Raw genomic sequence first — 16,158 nt, 5'->3', positions numbered from 1 at the left:
CAGCACCGGGGGGCCGGCAAGCGTCGGCCGCCTGCTTTGCCCTCACGCTTCGGGGAAGTCGTCCTCACCGGCTTGCGCCTCCTCGGAGACGCGTCGGTGGCAACCCCACTCGGCCAGCATCGCGTTCATATCGTCGAGCACGAAGTGGCGGGCGCTGTCGCGGTCATAACCCTCGTCGAGCAGGTCGTCGTACTCGGTGAAAGCGTGCCGGACGAAGGCCGTGAGCGCGAGCCAGGCCGCATTCTCCGGCACCGCGCCCCGCAGGCCGGGGCTGCGCAGCGCCCGGTCCACAACCGTCTCCGCCTCGAACTCCGGCAGGCGCGGTGCGAGCCGCATCAGCGCCTCCGTCACCAGAGTACGCCGGTCCAGCAGCGGGGTCACGTCAGCCGGACGGTGAGGGCTCCCTCCCTTCTTCATGCGACGGATCTCGCCTCGATGCGGGAACGAAAAGGCAAAAAACGAAAAAGGGCGGAGCCTCGCGGCCCCGCCCTGATAGCGTCGAAGACGACGCGCCTTAGCGCTTCGAGAACTGGAAGCTGCGGCGAGCCTTCTTGCGGCCGTACTTCTTGCGCTCGACGACGCGCGGGTCGCGGGTCAGGAAGCCCTCGCGCTTGAGCGGCGAGCGCAGTTCCGGCTCATAGTAGGTGAGAGCCTTGGACAGGCCGTGGCGCACGGCGCCGGCCTGACCGGAGAGACCGCCGCCCTTCACCGTGACGGTGATGTCGTACTGGTCGACGCGGCCGACGATCTCCAGCGGCTGGCGCAGGATCATGCGCAGCACCGGACGGGCGAAGTAAGTCTCGACCGCGCGGCCATTGACGACCACGGTGCCATTGCCGGGCTTGATCCAGACGCGGGCGACCGCGTCCTTGCGCTTGCCGGTGGCGTAGGCACGGCCCTGGGCGTCCAGCTTCTGGACGTGGACGGGCGCCTCGTTCTCGGGGTTGCTCGTCTGGGTGTTCGCCCGATTGAGATCGGCGAGGGACTGAAGGGTCGCCATGATCAAGCGCTCACGTTCTTACGGTTGAGGGAGCCGACGTCGAGCGCCTGCGGCTGCTGGGCCTCGTGGGGATGCTCGGCGCCCTTGTAGACGCGCAGGTTGCCGAGGATCTGGCGGAAGAGCGGGCCGCGGGGCAGCATGCGCTCGACAGCCTTCTCGACCACCCGCTCGGGGAACCGGCCCTCGAGGATGAACTTGGCCGAGCGCTCCTTGATGCCGCCCGGATAGCCCGTGTGGTGGTAGTAGACCTTCTGGTCGTACTTGCGGCCGGTGAACTTTACCTTGTCCGCGTTGATGACGATGACGTTGTCGCCGCAATCGACGTGGGGCGTGTAGGCCGCCTTGTGCTTACCGCGCAGGCGCATCGCCACGATCGAAGCGAGACGGCCCACGACGAGGCCCTCGGCGTCGATCACAACCCACTTCTTGTCGACGTCGGCGGGCTTCAGCGAAGTGGTCTTCATGGCCGATTCCCGTGCCGGTGACGTTAGAAACAAGGCGCCGCCGCGTCGGGTGAGGACGCAGCGGCGTGCGAGAGGGTCACTACGGAGGATTCGCGGCAGCGTCAAGGCAGGAGATCGGCATCCGGCGCAGAAAACCGCAATGAAACGAAGGTGCTTGGCGTTACGGTATCCGGATACCGCAAATTCAAGCTGGGTCGCGCGAAGCTAGTCGGCGTGCCGTGGTGGTCGCCGAGGACAAGAAAAACCCGCCGCGGACTGAGCCGGGCGGGCTGAGTTGGAGATTCGTCCGGATAACCCGAACATCAAGACAGACGGACGATCCTGCCGGTTAATCCGTCCAATGGGAAAAAAGATTCAGGTTTTTGTCTCGGCGCGATCAACGGAGGCTCGCGGTCATACAGCGCCGGCACGCGGGGCCGGTGCCTCGGTCGAGATCACGTCGGCTATCCACTGTGCAGGCTCCGGGTCACCGTCGGCCCAGTCGATGCGGATCTCCATGTCAGTCGGCTCCATCGCGCCGAAGGGCGTTGAGAAGGCGATCTCGGCAGCATCCCGTCCGACGCCGATCCGCACGCGTCCATCGAGAGTGTCCATCGAGACGGGGCCCGTATCACGCTCAACGCGATCTCGGCGCCTTACTCGAGCGAAAACGGGCCCGGCTGCGTGGTGACGCCGACGGAACGGTTCTTGAGATCGGGGTGGAGGAGATCCGGCGCCCCGGATCGGGTACCAGGGACAGGGCTTCACTGACGATGTCGAGGCTCTGCAGATGGGCGACGCGACATTGAAGATGAAGATCGCGGGGCTCTCGACCTCCTAGGCGAGGCTGCAGCCGAGCGCGAACCGCACGGGGTGCTCCGGATCTTCGTAAGGATTGCGGCCTCGCTGATCGAGGCATTTGGCCGCGAACGCGCGGAGGGTCCTTGGGCCGCGTTCTCAGGCTGGCTGTTTTTTGCGCGGCAACAGAAGAACCGTCAGCGAGCGCACGCCCTGCGCCCCGTGGATCAGCACGCCCTCGATGTCGGCGGTGGCCGAAGGTCCCGTGTGAAACACGGCGTAGGCCGCATGCGCGAAGTCCGGTCTCTTGTAGGCCGCCTGGATGTTCACGACGATGTCGGCAGGGTCGAGCAGCACGATCAGGTGCTGAGCGAGGTAGGCCACCGAGTTTACGATCAGGTCGTCCTGTGTGAACAGCACCGAGCCGGTTTCAGCCACGCCGAAGCGAGCACGCACGATCGCTACGTCCACGTCGGCCAGATCGCCCGGCTGGCGAACGGTGCCGAGATCGCGATTTCCAATGAATTCCGGCACGGCGGAGGCGATCACCTTTGCCCCGTCGAGGCGTGAGCGCACGGTCGCGAATGGCTCGGCGCCGCCCGCATGCTCGACGCGCCCCCCCATCTTGCCGAGGCGCTCGGCGAACTCGGCGAGGAGGTCCTCGCCCACGAGCGGTGCGAAGGTCGGCACCTCGGGCAGCGGGAAGTCGCCGACCGGGCGGTTAGTGCGCAGCCGGCCGAGGATTGCGTCGCGGGCGTTCACGCGTCGCTCCCCTTCTTCATGCGGTTCTGCCGGTACCACGCGTGGAAACTCTGCCGCGGGGCATGGGGCATCTCGCGCTTCTTTCCCCAGGTGTTGGCCGGATTGTAGACGGCGAAGCGCGGCAGCACGCGCAGGGCCGAGTCGGCGGTCTGGATCGCGGCGCGGTAGGCGGCCGGGCGGCTGAGAACGGCGCCGGCCGCCTTCATCATGCCCTGCTTCAGCAGCGGGATCTGGTGCTCCTCGGCCAGCACTTTGCGCCACGCGAAGATCTGCTCGTGGATGTTGATCTTGACCGGGCAGACGTTGGTGCAGGAGCCGTTCATGGTCGAGGAGAACGGCAGGGTCGAGTATTTCCGCTTGTTGAAGGTGGGGTCAATGATGAGCCCGATCGGACCGGAATAGGTCGCGCCGTAGGAGAGGCCGCCCGAGCGTCGGTAGACCGGGCAGGTGTTCATGCAGGCGCCGCAGCGGATGCATTTGAGCGAGGTCCAGAACTCCTCCATCGCCAGCCGCTCGGAGCGGCCGTTGTCGACCAGCACCATGTGCATCTCGGTGCCGGGGCGCGGCCCGCGGAAATGCGAGGTGTACTGGGTGATCGGCGAGCCGAGTGCCGAGCGCGAGAGGAGCCGGATGAACACGCCGAGATGCTCGACGCGCGGGATCAGCTTCTCGATACCGATGGAGTGGATCTGCAAAGGCGGCACGTTGCCGGAGAGATCGGCATTGCCCTCGTTGGTGCAGGTGACGACCGTGCCGGTCTCGGCGATGGCGAAGTTGCAGCCGGTCAGCCCCGCATCGGCCTTGAGGATCAGCGGGCGCGTCGTCTCGCGCTGGCTCTCGGCAAGGTAGTGGGCATCGTCGTTGTCGGGATCGGTCCCTAGCGTCCGGGCGAACACCTCGGCGACATCGAGGCGGGTCTTGTGGACCGCCGGCATCACCACATGGCTCGGTTCCTCGTCGTCGAGTTGCTGGATGCGCTCGCCGAGATCGGTCTCGATCACGTCGATGTCGTGGGCCGCCATGAAGTGGCGGAAGCCGCACTCCTCGGTGAGCATCGACTTCGACTTAACCAGCGACTTGGCGCCGTGCTGCCTCAGGATGTCGAGGACGATGCGGTTGTGGGCCGCCCCGTCCTCGGCCCAGTGGACATGGACGCCGTTGGCCCGCGCCGCCGCCTCGAACTGTTCGAGGTAGTGGTCGAGATGGGTCAGCGTGTGCGTCTTGATCTGCGAGGCGAGTTCGCGAAGCTCCTCCCATTCCGGGATGCCGTGGGCGGCGACATCGCGCTTGCGGCGCACGTCCCACAGGCGCTCGTCGTGGGCTTTCTGGTGGAGCGGGGCGGCCAGGAAGCGCTCCGCCGCCTCCGCCTGATCGATCGGCCTGTTGCCGCGCACCTTGGCGCCGCGGGGCTGCGGCTCGCGTGGGGCGTCGGCTCGGATCGGCTTCGAGGCGGCTTCGGCGTGCTGGAGGCGCTCGCCGCCGGGGCCGCGCTCGCTCTCGTCGGAGGGCGCGCGCACCTCGCGGTGGAGCACGTCCTCGGTCTGGTGCGGGGTGAGGTCGTCGGCGCTCATGCGGCCGCTCCGTTCAGCACCTGGGCGATGTGGATGTATTTCAGCGGCACGCCGAGGCGCTCGGCGCAGCCTTTCTGGTGCATCAGGCAGGACGAATCGGCCGAGACCACGTAGTCGGCGCCGGCGCGGGCCTGATCAGTCACCTTGTCGTAGCCCATCTTGGCGGAGACCGCGGGCTCGAACACCGAAAAGGTGCCTCCAAAACCGCAGCACTCGTCGGGCCGGGTCAGATCGACGACCTCCAGGCCCTTCACCTTCTTCAGGAGGTTGAGGGGCTTCGAGAAGAACGGCCGGTTCAGCTCGGTCGGACGTGCATGGCCGATGCCGCGAAGCGCGTTGCAATTGGAGTGATAGGCAACCTTGTGCGGGAACTCCGCCCAGGGGAGATCCTCGATATTGAGCACGTCGTGCAGGAACTCGACGAGCTCGAAGGTTTTAGAGCGCACCGCCTTGACCTCGTCGGTCTGCGGGATCGCGGTGAGGTGCTCGCGCACCTGATGCACGCAGGAGCCGGACGGCGCGACGACGTAATCGAACCCGGAGAAATTCTTGACGAACAGCGCTTCGGTCGCGGCCGCCTCCTGATGGCAGCCGGTATTGGTCATCGGCTGGCCGCAGCAGGTCTGATCGTAGGGGTATTCGACGGTAAGACCGAAGCGCTCCAGCAACTCCAGCGTCGCTATGCCGACCTCCGGCTCGAAGGCATCGACGTAGCAGGGGACGAAAAGCCCGATCCGCATGGCGCTCTTTGATCGCGGTTTCAGCCGAGTGCACGGCTGCTCTACCTTGGAACGGTTTCAAGCCGGCAGGCGCTGCATACGCTTCCGGTCTCGGGTTTCCAAGCGCGGGCCGCGCGCGTCGGTCAGTTGGTCACGGGCGCGGACCGGCCAGCGGCGCGGATGCGACTCAGGACGCTGGTATAATTCTCCGGCGTCAGGATGCCGACGAGCTTGTCGCGGATCACCCCGTCGGGCCCGATGATGAAGGTCTCGGGCACGCCGTAGACACCGAGATCGATGCCCGCCCGGCCGGCCGTGTCGGCGCCGACCGCTGCGAATGGTAGGCCATTGCGCTCCAGCCAGCGCCGCCCGGCGTCACCCGGATCCTTGTAGTCGATGCCGACGAGGCGGATGCCGGGTTCCTGCGCGAGCCGCATCAGCATCGGATGCTCGACCTGGCACGGGGCGCACCACGAGGCGAAGACGTTGAGAACGGTCACCTGCCCCTTCAGGTCCGCGCTCGACAGCCCGGGCACCGGCTTGCCGTCGGCTTGAAGGCCGTTCACCGGCGCGAGCGCGAAGGTCGGCACGGGCTTGCCGATCAGCGCCGAGGGCAGCGCCGCAGGATCGGCGCCCGAGCGCAGCCGCACGAAGAAGGTGACTGCCAGCACGGCGAAGACGAGGACCGGCAGCAGCACGAGGAGCGAGCGGCGGGGACGCTCGCCGGTACCGGGCGGGGTCGCCCCAGGAGCCTGCGCGCTCACGGCCGTCCTCTCCGGTCGTCCTGGAGCTCGGCGAGCGCGCGGCGCTGTGCCCGCCCATCCCACCAACCGTTGAGCACCAGAGCACCGAGCACCAGGGCGGCGAAGCCGTAGGAACCGGCGATGAAGGGGGCGTAGGGTCCGATGTCCATGCTGGGTCTCAGATCGCCTGTCCGACGGGAAGGGTCGCAGCCACGCGGGTGACCGGGACGGCGCCCTCGGCGCCGGCGTCGAGCCGCTCGGCCTGCCGGATCAGCAGCGTGCGCACCCGGCGGCGGTAGATCTCAGTCCGCATTGCCTGCAGATGCAAGGTGACGCCGAGCAGTGTCATCGCCAGCACCATCTCGAGCAGCGGGTAGAGCATCGAAGAATCGATCGAGGAGCCGCCCATGCGCAGGATCGAGGCCGGCTGGTGGAGCGTCGACCACCAGTTCACCGAGAATTTGATGATCGGCAGGTTCACCGCGCCGACCAGCGTCAGGATCGAGACCGCGCGGGCCGCTCGGCTCGGATCCTCGATGGTCCGCCACAGGGCGATGATGCCGCAATAGATCAGGAAGAGCACCAGCATCGAGGTGAGACGCGCGTCCCAGACCCAGTAGGTCCCCCACATCGGCTTGCCCCAGAGCGAGCCGGTGACGAGGCAGATCAGGGTGAAGGCCGCGCCGATCGGTGCTGCGGCGCGCTGGGACACGTCGGCGAGGGGATGACGCCAGACCAGCGTGCCGATCGCGGACAGCGTCATCGCGCCGTAGAAACCCATGCCGAGAATCGCGGCGGGAACGTGCACGTACATGATCCGCACGGTATCGCCCTGCTGGTAGTCGGGCGGCACCACGAAGAAGGTCAGATACAGCCCGGCGGCGACGAGCGCGGCCGAGGTCGCGGCGAGCCAGGGCAAAGCCATACCCGTCCAGCGCAGGAAGTGGCCCGGATGGGCAAGGCGGTTCCAGAATGCGGTCCACATGGACGCCTCCATACCGCCGAGTGCGCTGCAGCAGCAATGCGCGTCAACGTCCCGGCCAGGGGATGCCGCGTAAGACGGCGCGCTGCGAAACATTTGTGCAGCGCACGAACGGAACGCCCCGTAAACTCGAAACTTACTGGCTTATTCCGCGCAATTTCTACTTCCCGGAATCATAGAACGAAGTCGCAGGCCGTTCCATGCTGATCAAGACCGGGTACGACATCACTTTCGAAACTGATGCTGCGACGCCCGTGTCGCTGCTGCTGAGTGTTCACCCGTCCCGACAGGGCGACCTTCGCAGCCCGGAGACCATCAGGTTCGACCCGCCGATTCCGCAGCGGCAGACGCTCGATGCGTTCGGCAATGTCTGTACCCGCATCGTCGCGCCGGCCGGCCGCCTCACGATCTCGGCGGATTTCCTTGTGGCCGATACCGGTCTTCCCGACGCCGTCGTACCGGAGGCCGCCCAGGTGCCGGTGGAAGCTTTGCCGGACGAGGTGATGCTCTACCTGATGGCGAGCCGCTACTGCGACACCGACAAACTCTCCGAGCTGGCGTGGCAGCTCTTCGCCCATACGCCGGAGGGCTGGGCGCGGGTCCAGGCCATCGTCGACTATGTGCACGCGCGCATCCGCTTCGACTATCAGCGGGCGGATGCCACCCGCTCGGCCTTCGACGGTTACCATCAGCAGGTCGGCGTCTGCCGCGACTTCGCGCATCTCGCCATCGCATTCTGCCGCTGCATGAACATCCCGGCGCGCTACTGCACGGGCTATCTCGGCGATATCGGTGTGCCGCCTGTGCCTGATCCGATGGATTTTTCCGCGTGGTTCGAGGTCTATCTCGGCGGGCGCTGGTACACCTTCGATGCCCGCCACAACACGCCACGCATCGGCCGGATCGTCATGGCACGCGGTCGCGACGCGACGGATTGCGCGCTCTCGACGAGCTTCGGCACGGCGCGGCTGATCACGTTCGAGGTTCACACCGACGCGGTGGCGGACGGGACGATGGCCGATCTGATGCAAGCCGCGTAGCCTCACGCCATCAATTGATCGGCCACCGCCTCGGCCAGCGAGAGCGAGGCGGTGAGGCCCGGACTCTCGATCCCGAAGAGCTGGACGAAGCCCGGCAGCCCATGTTCGGCCGGCCCGTCGATGCGGAAATCCGCCGCCGGCTCGCCGGGACCGCTGAGTTTCGGGCGGATTCCGGCGTAGTCCGGCACCAGGCGCCCGTCCGGCAGGCCAGGCCAGTAGCGCCGGATCGCCGCTTCGAAGTTTTTGGCCCGTGCCGGATCGACGGCGTAATTAGGCGTCTCCACCCACTCGACATCGGGTCCGAACCGCATCCGGCCGGCGAGATCCAACGTCAGGTGGATGCCCAATCCGCCCTCGACCGGCGCCGGGTAGATCAGCCGCGAGAAAGCCGATCGGCCGCCGCACCCAAAATAGCTGCCCTTGGCCAGCACCTGTCGGGGCACGCTGCCGAGCGCCAAACCCTCGATCCGGCGGGCAAGAGCCTGCGCGCCGAGGCCGGCGGCGTTGACGAGACCATCGACCTGCAGTTCATCGGGCGCCGCGCCGCCGAAGCGGACGTGCCAGCGCCCCGCCCGTCGCGCGGCGGATTCGATCGGGGTGCGCAAGGCCAGCACGCCGCCGGCATCCTCAACATCGCCGAGGAGGGCGAGCATCAGAGCGTGGCTGTCGACGATCCCGGTCGCGGGCGAGTGGAGCGCGGCGACACAGGACAGGGCCGGCTCCAGGGCGACGGCCTCCGTGCGTCCGAGAAGGTTGAGGTCCTCGACCCCATTCTCGGCACCGCGCGAAAAAATCGTTTCGAGCGTCGGGCGCTCCTCCTCGCGCGTGGCCACGATGAGCTTGCCGCACAGCCGGTAGGGCACACCGTGGCTTTCGCAGAAGCCCACGAGGCGGCGGCGTCCCTCGACGCAATGGCGGGCGCGAAGCGAGCCTGGCGGATAGTACATCCCGCCGTGGATCACCTCCGAGCTGCGGGCGGACACCCCGGTGCCGATCGCCTCGGCCTCCTCCGCGAGGATGACCGAAGCGCCGCGCAGGGCGAGAGCCCGCGCGATCGCGAGCCCAACCACCCCCGCTCCGACAACGAGCGCTTCCATGCCTCGCCTGCCTCACATACCCCGCGCCGCAGGCCGTTCCCGCACCAGCCGCGAGGATCCGGTCGCGCCCTAAGAGACGGATCGGTGCGGCCGATGATCGGATGACCTTGGTCGACTCAGTGATAGCCGGATCAAAGATCCGCATTGCGCCCGAGGGTGGTCGCAACAACTTGACCCAAAGTTACCTGACTTTGGCACCAAAGTTCCGCATAGGGAATGGACGACTTATGAACCTGAAGTTTGCGCCGCTGGAGGTTCTAAATTTCCAGGGACGGTGATGACATTCGGAGCGCCCTTAAGAGCAACCGATGGCCGAACCGGGGTGTCGCCGCAGACCTCGCAAAAAGCGAGGGGCGAGCTCGGCCAGATCGATCACTAATAGGGCGCGGTTTGATGAGACCCCGATCGTAGCGGCGTAGCCCCCCAACTGTGTGGTCGGCCGAACGGGGCGCTTCGCCCCGACTGGTATCCTCGTCAAAGTCCCGTCGGCGCTGCGGTTGCGCTAGCAGATTGGGTGGAGCGCCTCGCTTTAATCCATTCGAAGAATGCGTCGGTGGTGTCGGCGGGACTGCCTGCCGCGATGTAGTCGTCCAAATAGATCGAGAAATTCACGAGCAGTGTTCGAGCGACGAGCTCGACATCACCGTAGCTGACCGTCTGACTACTCTTGTTGGCTGGAAGATCGAATTGGAGGGTCGGCCAAGTGCCGTGAAGCACCCGCGAGCGCGCCGTTGTTATCGCTTCAGAGAATTGCTCCACGGTCATCGTGGTGCTTGGCGTCAGCGGATCGGTGCGCTTCAGGCCGAAGAACACGTCGAAGCTTTCATTAACCCGCCGCTTGCTCCCGCTCATGTTCTCGGCGCGGAAGAGCACCTCTATCGCCGTCTCCAGCTTCGCAACCGCAACTGTATCGAGTGTCTCGGCCAACGCTTCATGATACCAGTAGGCCGCGTTACACCAAGCCTCGTCGAGATCCGGAACTGGACTTGATGCGTCGAGGAACGCCCCGAGACGCTGTCCCATCGAGCGGAGGGCTGGCTCGACCTGATCGATGTGAGCCTCGATCAGCTCGGGCGGGCGCGCGACAGCAGGCACCTGACTGCGCGTTCCCATGCTGAAGCCACCGCCCTCCACCCGCGAGACGTCAGCCCTCCATACCGGAGCGGCTCGCGCGGAGGCGCGAGAGATGCCCCGCATATCGTTGCCCGGTGAAATCAACTGGATCGCCGCCAGGGCGATGTCCGTAGAAAGGTCGGCGGCTCGCGTTGATTCCTCGGGCGGCCTTCTGGTCACCTTGACGAAGGCGACCCATGGAGCTGCGCGTTCGCTCGCGAACCGAACAAGCTCAGAAAACCGAAACCCACCCACTTCCGGGCGCGGGACCGGCTTCCTTCGGATGGCGGCCCAGACATCTCGGAACCATTGCCGCCAGACGGGCGGCTCCTTCGGCCAAAATTCCTCGTGCGAAACCCCAAAGCCGTCGGCCGGCAGCTCCGAGAGATGCCGGAAGGTCACTGGCCCAACGGTAAAGCCTGGGATGGCGTATGGAAATAGGGTGCAGACCACGAGGTGCTCGCGCACATGCGTGAGCGTGCCGAACCAAGTGTCGATCGCCGCTTGCAGCCCATCAAAATCCGGTTGCGTGAGGGATGAAGCTTCGAGACCGATCCAAGCCTTCATCATCTCGCTGCCGATGAGCTTGGCTATCGTGGAGTTGCTCGCACGACGGCTAATCTGGCTAAGGTTCGGACGGAAGGTCTTCGCGAGGGCGTCTATCGCCCCAAGGCCGGCGGCGGTGAACCCGGTCGCCGTCCCCTGGATCGGATTGATAGAAGCCGTAAGCAGTCCATGCTGCCGGAGGACGCTTGTGAGACCATCGGAATCATGTGGGAGTGGACCCACGAGGCTAATGGTCTTCATCCCATTGAGCGCCTGCCGGCAAAGATTTTCCTGGTCAGGCGTCATGTATCTCTAGTCCGAGCATCAGGGTTGCGGCGAAGGTTTGGATCGGTCCGGCGGATGCTTATGTGATGGTTTTCCTACCCTTACAATCTGCCTTCCATCCAAGTCGCGGGGTGAATGCTAAGTTGCATTCCAACATGATCGGCAACGATCCCGCAGACCGAGGATCGTTGCCGATGCGGGCTGAAGTTGGGATTGACCCATAGGATAGGGCTGTGACCACGTTTTGCGGCCAAGCTGCGATATGCGAACGGCGCGGGCTTTCCCAGCCCGGCCGACGACTTCGTCGAGGAGGGGATCGACCTGCAGCGACTGCTGATCGCCAACCGGCCCACCACCTTCCTCGTACGGGTCGCGGGCGACAGCAAGGTGCTCGCCCGCCTCTTCGACGGTGACCTCGCGGTGGTCGACCGCTAGCTGACGCCGCGCAACGGCGATGTCGTAGTGGCCGATATCGACGGCGATCGGAGCTTCAAGGTCTGGCGTCGCCAGGGCCCCCAGGTCACCCTTAGCTTCGCCAACCCTGGTGGTGACCCTTCCCGAGGCCTCGAACGACACGCTGGTGCTGGTGAAGGCGGCGACGCACGCCGTGCGCAAGGTCTGGCGCGACGGCTACCGCTATTCCAAGACCGGCGTAGTCACGACCGACCTCGTGCCACTGGCAAGCTCGCAGAGGGCCCTTCCGGGCTTCGGCCAGCTCGACCCCGAGCGCGGGGCGGCTCTGATAGCGGCGCTCGATGCCTGCAACAGCCGGTTCGGCCGCGGGGCGGTGGTGCCGGCCGCGGCCGGGCTTTCGCAGAAGCGCGATTGGTCGACGAAGTTCGAGATGCGCTCGCCGCGCTACACCACCAGGCTCGACGAGTTGCCGGTAATCGCGGCGGCATAGGCCTCCAGTGCTCGACCGGCGCAGCCTATCGTCGTTGCCTGGCCGCCCCAGCCTCAATGTCAAAACCGTGGAAGGGCCGCCGAGGTCACGGCAGCCCTTTCTCTTAGGTTTTATCGATGCGGATCTTTGGGGGCTGAATGCGGATCTTTGGGTCGGCTTTCACTCAGTTCTTGGTGTCGAGCGGGCGCCCGAGAAGGCGGGCGAACTCCGCTTCGATCTCCTCCACGGAGAACGGGTTCTGCCCCTGGGCACCCGGCTCGGACGAGTCGGGTTTCGACGGCTCAGGTTTCGGCGGTTCGAACCTCGCTGGTACGGCCTTGGACGGTTCAGACCTGGGAGATTCGGGCCTGGGAGGTTCAGACTTGGCCGGCTCGGGTTTGGGCGGCGCAACGAATTGAGGCGGCGCGACGGGCTTGGCGGGTGCCGCTGACTTCGGCTCAGGCCTCGGCTCCAAATCCGGCTCGGAGTGGGGCGAAGTCACGATCGAAGCCGGCGCTGGCTCCGTCTCGTCTGAGACAGGCGGCGGCAAAGCAGGAACGGGTTGCGCCGACTCAACCGGCGCGGCCATTGCCGCCATGGCTGCCGCCACGGGATCGGGCTGGGAAGGCCCCGGTTCGGCCGGCTTCGGGGCCGACGGCGGAAGGGGCATTTCGTGGGTGCCCCCGGGCGGCGGCGTGACAGCGGACGAGGGACGCTTCAGCGCGACCTGGAGCTGTCGTGCCATGTCGGAAAGAACAGCCGGATCGACCGACCTCGGTTCACGACTGGCCATGACCGGCGCCGGCTCGGGCATGGGGGCCTGCGCCCGTGCAGACGCGACGGCTTCAGGTCGGGGACTGCGCTCGGACGCAGCTTCCGAGCGCGGGCTGACCACTGGTGGCGCGGTGCGCCGCATCAGGCGGCTGACCGGCGTGACCGGTCGGGGCGGGACGTCGGCGGGCGAAATCTCGGGCTCGAACAGGCCGGGATCGAGGGGCGGCGCCCGATCGGAAGCGGGCGGAGCCCCGGGAACGGCAGGCGGCACCACCTCCGGCATCGCAAAGGTCGGGGGCATCGGCGAGTCGAGAAACGGATCGCTCCGCGGTGGCTCCAGCCCGCCGGGTTCGGGCGCGCCGATCTCGCCTGATCGCGCATGACCCTCCGGTGCGTAGCGGCTCCCCGCCCCGCGCTGAATATGGCGCTCGACCACGACGTCGTTGGGGCCACCGACCAGGAGCAGGTGCTCCACGTTGTCCCGCCGCAGCAAGATGAGCTGCCGTTGCCGATCGAGTTCGTAGATGTCGACGATGCCGAGTCGCGGTTGGCGTCCGCGTTGGCCGGTTCCCGCCGAGAGCGTGAGACCGCGCCCCGACAGCCGCATGAACAGCAGCGCCGCGATCAGGAACAGCACCAGGATGACGAGGAAGATCACCAGGAACTGCAGGGCGTAGGAGCCCTCGGAACTGAAGAACGCTTGCAAGACCCGCGTCTTTCGTAGTCGGGGCTCCGACGTCATCCCCTACGGCCAGCGGTGACTGGAGCCGGCAGGCGACGCGATCTCGGCCCCACGCAATACAAGGCTCGATTATCGCCGCCGCCTCGCCGCCCGGCAACAAAGGCTGACACTTCGTTAACAACTCGGTGCGCCCCGCACCAAACTTTCTCGACCTTTGGCAGCGTGGTGCGGCGCTGAGAGCACTCGGCAGGATTTGCCCGGTTAACGGCTCCTTAACCATAGGAGCGGCAGTTTCTGCCGGGTCCGGGTCTGCGGCCCCTCTCGAATTTCGCCATCCGCCGCGCCGGCTCCGAGGCAACATGTCGCTCACCGACCTGCCCCTGCTCGGCATGCTGCGCACCCGGATGCACTGGCATCAGGCGCGCCAAGCCTTGCTCGCCGAGAACGTCGCCAACGCCGACATGGCGGGCTTTCGCCCGCGCGACCTGGGCGAGCCCTCGGCAGCCTCCGCCGGTCTCGCCGCGCCGCTCGGAGCCTCCATCGGAGGCGATGGCGTCGCCCGCACCGACTCCGCGCATATCGGGATGTCGGCGAGCGCCGGGCCGAATGCCGATCCGCGCCGCTTCAAGGGTTTCGAGGTCCGTCCCTCCGGCAACGGGGTCAACCTGGAGGAGGAGATGATGAAGGCCGGCGACAACCAAGCCGACTATCAGCTCGTCGCCTCGCTCTACCAGAAGAGCCTCGACGCCCTGAAGATCGCCGTCGGCAAGCGCTGAAGCCCGTAAGCGGAGACTGTCATGGATTTCCTGAAGAGCCTCGGCATCGCCGCTTCCGGCCTCAAGGCGCAGTCCGGCCGGATGCGCATCATCGCCGAGAACATCGCCAACGCCGATTCGACGGCTCAAACCGCCGGCGGCGATCCCTATCGCCGCAAGATTCCGACCTTCACGAACCGCTTCGACCGCGAGTTGAACGCCAGCGTCATCGAAGCCGGCCGGGTGCGGCGCGATCCTACGCCGTTCCGCACCAAGCACGATCCCGGCAACCCGGCCGCGGATGCCCGCGGCGAGGTGCGCCTGCCCAACGTCAACGGGCTGATCGAGAACATGGACATGCGCGAGGCCCAGCGCTCGTATGAGGCCAACCTCAACATGGTGACCGCCACGCGGCGGATGATCTCCCGCACCCTCGAGATCCTGAAGGCGTAGCCCCGATGACGACCTCCGCCTTCGCCGCCGGCGCCTACGGCGCGGCTCAGAGCCTCGCCCGCCCAGGCGCCGCGAAGCCCGCTCAGGGTATGGCTCAAGGGCTTACTGCCCCGGGCGGCTTCACCGGCTTCCTGCAGCAGAGCCTCGACAGCGTGGCTCAATCCGGCGCGCAGGCCGACCGTGCCGCCCTCTCCGCAGCGGCGGGCAAGGCCAACGTGGTGGACGTCGTCACCGCCGTCGCCGAGAGCGAGACCGCCCTCCAGACCCTGGTCGCCGTGCGCGATCGCGTGATCTCGGCCTACGAAGAGATCATGCGGATGCCGATCTGATTCCGTTTTGATTCCCTCTTTCCCGAGCACGGGTGAGGGATGCTCCATCGAACGCTCCATGATCAGGCGAGAAGTTCCAAGACCATGACCGGCCTCGCCATCCTCGACATCGCCCGCGATGGCATCTTCGTCTTCCTGAAGGTGGCGGGGCCGCTGATGATCGTTGCTCTCGTCGTCGGCCTGATCGTATCGCTGTTCCAGGCGCTGACGCAGATCCAGGAGCAGACTCTCATCTACGTGCCGAAGATCGTCGCGGTTTTCGGGGTGATGCTCCTGATGCTGCCCTTCATCGGCGACGCCATGGCCGCCTACATGGCCCGGATCGCCGCCCGGATCGCCGCGGGCGGGTAATGGAGCAGCAGCGCGGGCCCGACCGAGCGTGTAGGATGAGCCGGCATGACCACGCCGCTCGACCTGCTGCTGCCCGGCCTCGCGGCGGCCTTCCTCATCACCTTCGCCCGCGTCGGCACGTTGATCATGCTGATGCCGGGTCTCGGCGAGCAGCTCATCGCAGGCCGCATCCGGCTCGCCCTCGCCCTGCTCGTGACGCTGGTGCTGTTCCCCACGGTGCGGCCAATGCTGCCGACGGGCAACGCCGCGTTGGCAGCCCCTGCCCTGATCGGGCTCCTGTTTGGCGAGATCCTGATTGGGCTGATGCTGGGCCTATGCGTGCGCATGATCGTTGCCGCGCTCCAGACCGCCGGCACGGTGATTTCGCAGCAGCTCGGCCTGTCCTACGCCATGACCGTCGATCCGACGATGGGCGGACAACAGGCGGCGCTCGGAAACCTCCTGGCGCTGCTCGGCGTCACCCTCATCATGGCGACCGACCTGCACCACGTCGCCCTCGAAGCGATCGGGCGCAGCTACCTCCTGCTGCCGCCGAGCAACGTACCGGCCATGGCAGATGCCGCCAAACTGGCGCTCGATGCGTTCAGCCGCGGCTTCGCATTGGCAGTGCGGATTTCCGGCCCCTTCATCGTCTTCGGCATCCTGTTCAATCTCGGGCTCGGCGTGCTCTCCCGGCTGATGCCGCAGCTGCAGGTGTTCTTCCTGGCGGTGCCCGCCTCGGTGCTGATCGGCATGATGTTGTTCGTCGGAGCGCTGAGCCTCATCATGGGGCTGTTCCTCGACGATCTCGGCCGCTATCTCGGCGCGTTCCTCGGGCGCTGATCGTCGTTAC

18 protein-coding genes and 3 pseudogenes are annotated in these 16,158 nt (G+C 66.5%); 8 read left to right on the top strand and 13 right to left on the bottom strand.

All coding sequences use genetic code 11. The features are described 5' to 3' along the window. Positions 1 to 42: 42 nt before the first annotated feature. From FHU13_RS00870 to FHU13_RS00825, 10 genes and pseudogenes are all read right to left on the bottom strand, one after another. Positions 43 to 417, bottom strand: coding sequence for a DUF2293 domain-containing protein (locus FHU13_RS00870; RefSeq protein ID WP_183433974.1), 375 nt, complete (start codon positions 415 to 417; stop codon positions 43 to 45). A 97-nt stretch (positions 418 to 514) separates the two neighbouring features. Then, entirely contained in the window at positions 515 to 1,000 is a 486-nt protein-coding gene (gene rpsI, locus FHU13_RS00865) for a 30S ribosomal protein S9 (RefSeq protein WP_012454529.1), read from the bottom strand. 2 nt (positions 1,001 to 1,002) lie between these two features. Continuing rightward, a complete protein-coding gene (gene rplM / locus FHU13_RS00860; protein WP_017485891.1) occupies positions 1,003 to 1,464 on the bottom strand; it encodes a 50S ribosomal protein L13 in 462 nt (153 codons plus the stop codon). Positions 1,465 to 1,857: 393 nt separating this feature from the next. After that, a pseudogene (locus FHU13_RS27445) lies at positions 1,858 to 2,049 on the bottom strand (transglutaminase family protein); the annotation flags it as partial. 351 nt (positions 2,050 to 2,400) lie between these two features. Next, positions 2,401 to 3,003 carry a lactate utilization protein C gene (locus FHU13_RS00850; RefSeq protein WP_183433973.1) on the bottom strand — a complete coding sequence of 201 codons (603 nt, stop codon included), beginning with the start codon at positions 3,001 to 3,003 and terminating at the stop codon, positions 2,401 to 2,403. Continuing rightward, on the bottom strand, positions 3,000 to 4,574 hold the full coding sequence (locus FHU13_RS00845; RefSeq protein ID WP_183433972.1) for a lactate utilization protein B: 1,575 nt from the start codon (positions 4,572 to 4,574) through the stop codon (positions 3,000 to 3,002). The genes FHU13_RS00850 and FHU13_RS00845 overlap by 4 nt, the downstream gene beginning before the upstream one ends. Next, positions 4,571 to 5,314, bottom strand: a complete 744-nt coding sequence (locus FHU13_RS00840; RefSeq protein ID WP_183433971.1) for a (Fe-S)-binding protein — start codon at positions 5,312 to 5,314, stop codon at positions 4,571 to 4,573. The genes FHU13_RS00845 and FHU13_RS00840 overlap by 4 nt, the downstream gene beginning before the upstream one ends. Positions 5,315 to 5,436: 122 nt before the next feature. Beyond that, positions 5,437 to 6,057, bottom strand: coding sequence for a DsbE family thiol:disulfide interchange protein (locus tag FHU13_RS00835; protein WP_183433970.1), 621 nt, complete (start codon positions 6,055 to 6,057; stop codon positions 5,437 to 5,439). Then, positions 6,054 to 6,206, bottom strand: a complete 153-nt coding sequence (gene ccmD, locus FHU13_RS00830) for a heme exporter protein CcmD (RefSeq protein WP_183433969.1) — start codon at positions 6,204 to 6,206, stop codon at positions 6,054 to 6,056. Before ccmD ends, FHU13_RS00835 begins: the two co-directional genes overlap by 4 nt. Positions 6,207 to 6,214: 8 nt before the next feature. Further along, positions 6,215 to 7,021, bottom strand: a complete 807-nt coding sequence (locus FHU13_RS00825; RefSeq protein ID WP_183433968.1) for a heme ABC transporter permease — start codon at positions 7,019 to 7,021, stop codon at positions 6,215 to 6,217. Positions 7,022 to 7,218: 197 nt separating this feature from the next. Between FHU13_RS00825 and FHU13_RS00820 the strand changes: the two genes are divergently transcribed. Next, a complete protein-coding gene (locus tag FHU13_RS00820; RefSeq protein ID WP_183433967.1) occupies positions 7,219 to 8,058 on the top strand; it encodes a transglutaminase family protein in 840 nt (279 codons plus the stop codon). A gap of 2 nt (positions 8,059 to 8,060) precedes the next feature. Here the strand turns inward: FHU13_RS00820 and FHU13_RS00815 are convergent, their stop codons facing one another. Both FHU13_RS00815 and FHU13_RS00810 read right to left on the bottom strand, forming a co-directional pair. Then, positions 8,061 to 9,155 carry an NAD(P)/FAD-dependent oxidoreductase gene (locus tag FHU13_RS00815; protein WP_183433966.1) on the bottom strand — a complete coding sequence of 365 codons (1,095 nt, stop codon included), beginning with the start codon at positions 9,153 to 9,155 and terminating at the stop codon, positions 8,061 to 8,063. A 474-nt stretch (positions 9,156 to 9,629) separates the two neighbouring features. After that, a complete protein-coding gene (locus tag FHU13_RS00810; RefSeq protein WP_183433965.1) occupies positions 9,630 to 11,120 on the bottom strand; it encodes a hypothetical protein in 1,491 nt (496 codons plus the stop codon). 234 nt (positions 11,121 to 11,354) lie between these two features. Between FHU13_RS00810 and FHU13_RS27440 the strand changes: the two are divergent. Together FHU13_RS27440 and FHU13_RS00800 are read left to right on the top strand one after the other, a co-directional pair. Next, positions 11,355 to 11,642 (top strand): annotated as a pseudogene (locus FHU13_RS27440) (LexA family protein); the annotation flags it as partial. Then, positions 11,638 to 12,003 (top strand): annotated as a pseudogene (locus FHU13_RS00800) (DUF4113 domain-containing protein); the annotation flags it as partial. The pseudogenes FHU13_RS27440 and FHU13_RS00800, both read left to right, overlap by 5 nt. A 163-nt stretch (positions 12,004 to 12,166) precedes the next feature. Here the strand turns inward: FHU13_RS00800 and FHU13_RS00795 are convergent. Then, the gene (locus FHU13_RS00795) at positions 12,167 to 13,462 is read right to left on the bottom strand and encodes a hypothetical protein (protein WP_183433963.1); all 1,296 of its coding nucleotides are present in this window, start codon (positions 13,460 to 13,462) and stop codon (positions 12,167 to 12,169) included. Positions 13,463 to 13,797: 335 nt separating this feature from the next. On the opposite strand from FHU13_RS00795, the gene flgB reads away from it, so the two are divergent. The 5 genes from flgB to fliR all read left to right on the top strand — a co-directional run bounded on the left by flgB (position 13,798) and on the right by fliR (position 16,148). Continuing rightward, positions 13,798 to 14,214, top strand: coding sequence for a flagellar basal body rod protein FlgB (gene flgB, locus FHU13_RS00790; RefSeq protein ID WP_183433962.1), 417 nt, complete (start codon positions 13,798 to 13,800; stop codon positions 14,212 to 14,214). A 21-nt stretch (positions 14,215 to 14,235) separates the two neighbouring features. Then, a complete protein-coding gene (flgC, locus tag FHU13_RS00785) occupies positions 14,236 to 14,646 on the top strand; it encodes a flagellar basal body rod protein FlgC (RefSeq protein ID WP_183433961.1) in 411 nt (136 codons plus the stop codon). Between the two features lie 5 nt (positions 14,647 to 14,651). Continuing rightward, positions 14,652 to 14,975 carry a flagellar hook-basal body complex protein FliE gene (gene fliE, locus FHU13_RS00780; RefSeq protein ID WP_133088621.1) on the top strand — a complete coding sequence of 108 codons (324 nt, stop codon included), beginning with the start codon at positions 14,652 to 14,654 and terminating at the stop codon, positions 14,973 to 14,975. A gap of 84 nt (positions 14,976 to 15,059) precedes the next feature. Next, on the top strand, positions 15,060 to 15,326 hold the full coding sequence (gene fliQ / locus FHU13_RS00775) for a flagellar biosynthesis protein FliQ (protein WP_012454514.1): 267 nt from the start codon (positions 15,060 to 15,062) through the stop codon (positions 15,324 to 15,326). 45 nt (positions 15,327 to 15,371) lie between these two features. Further along, positions 15,372 to 16,148 carry a flagellar biosynthetic protein FliR gene (gene fliR / locus FHU13_RS00770; protein ID WP_183433960.1) on the top strand — a complete coding sequence of 259 codons (777 nt, stop codon included), beginning with the start codon at positions 15,372 to 15,374 and terminating at the stop codon, positions 16,146 to 16,148. The last annotated feature ends 10 nt before the right edge of the window (positions 16,149 to 16,158 follow it).

Origin of the sequence: Methylobacterium sp. R2-1 (assembly GCF_014191355.1) — a bacterium.
In the GTDB taxonomy this organism is placed as follows: Bacteria; Pseudomonadota; Alphaproteobacteria; order Rhizobiales; family Beijerinckiaceae; genus Methylobacterium.
The sequence above is the reverse complement of the archived record's forward strand: the minus strand, read 5'-3'. Positions and strand labels throughout refer to the sequence as shown.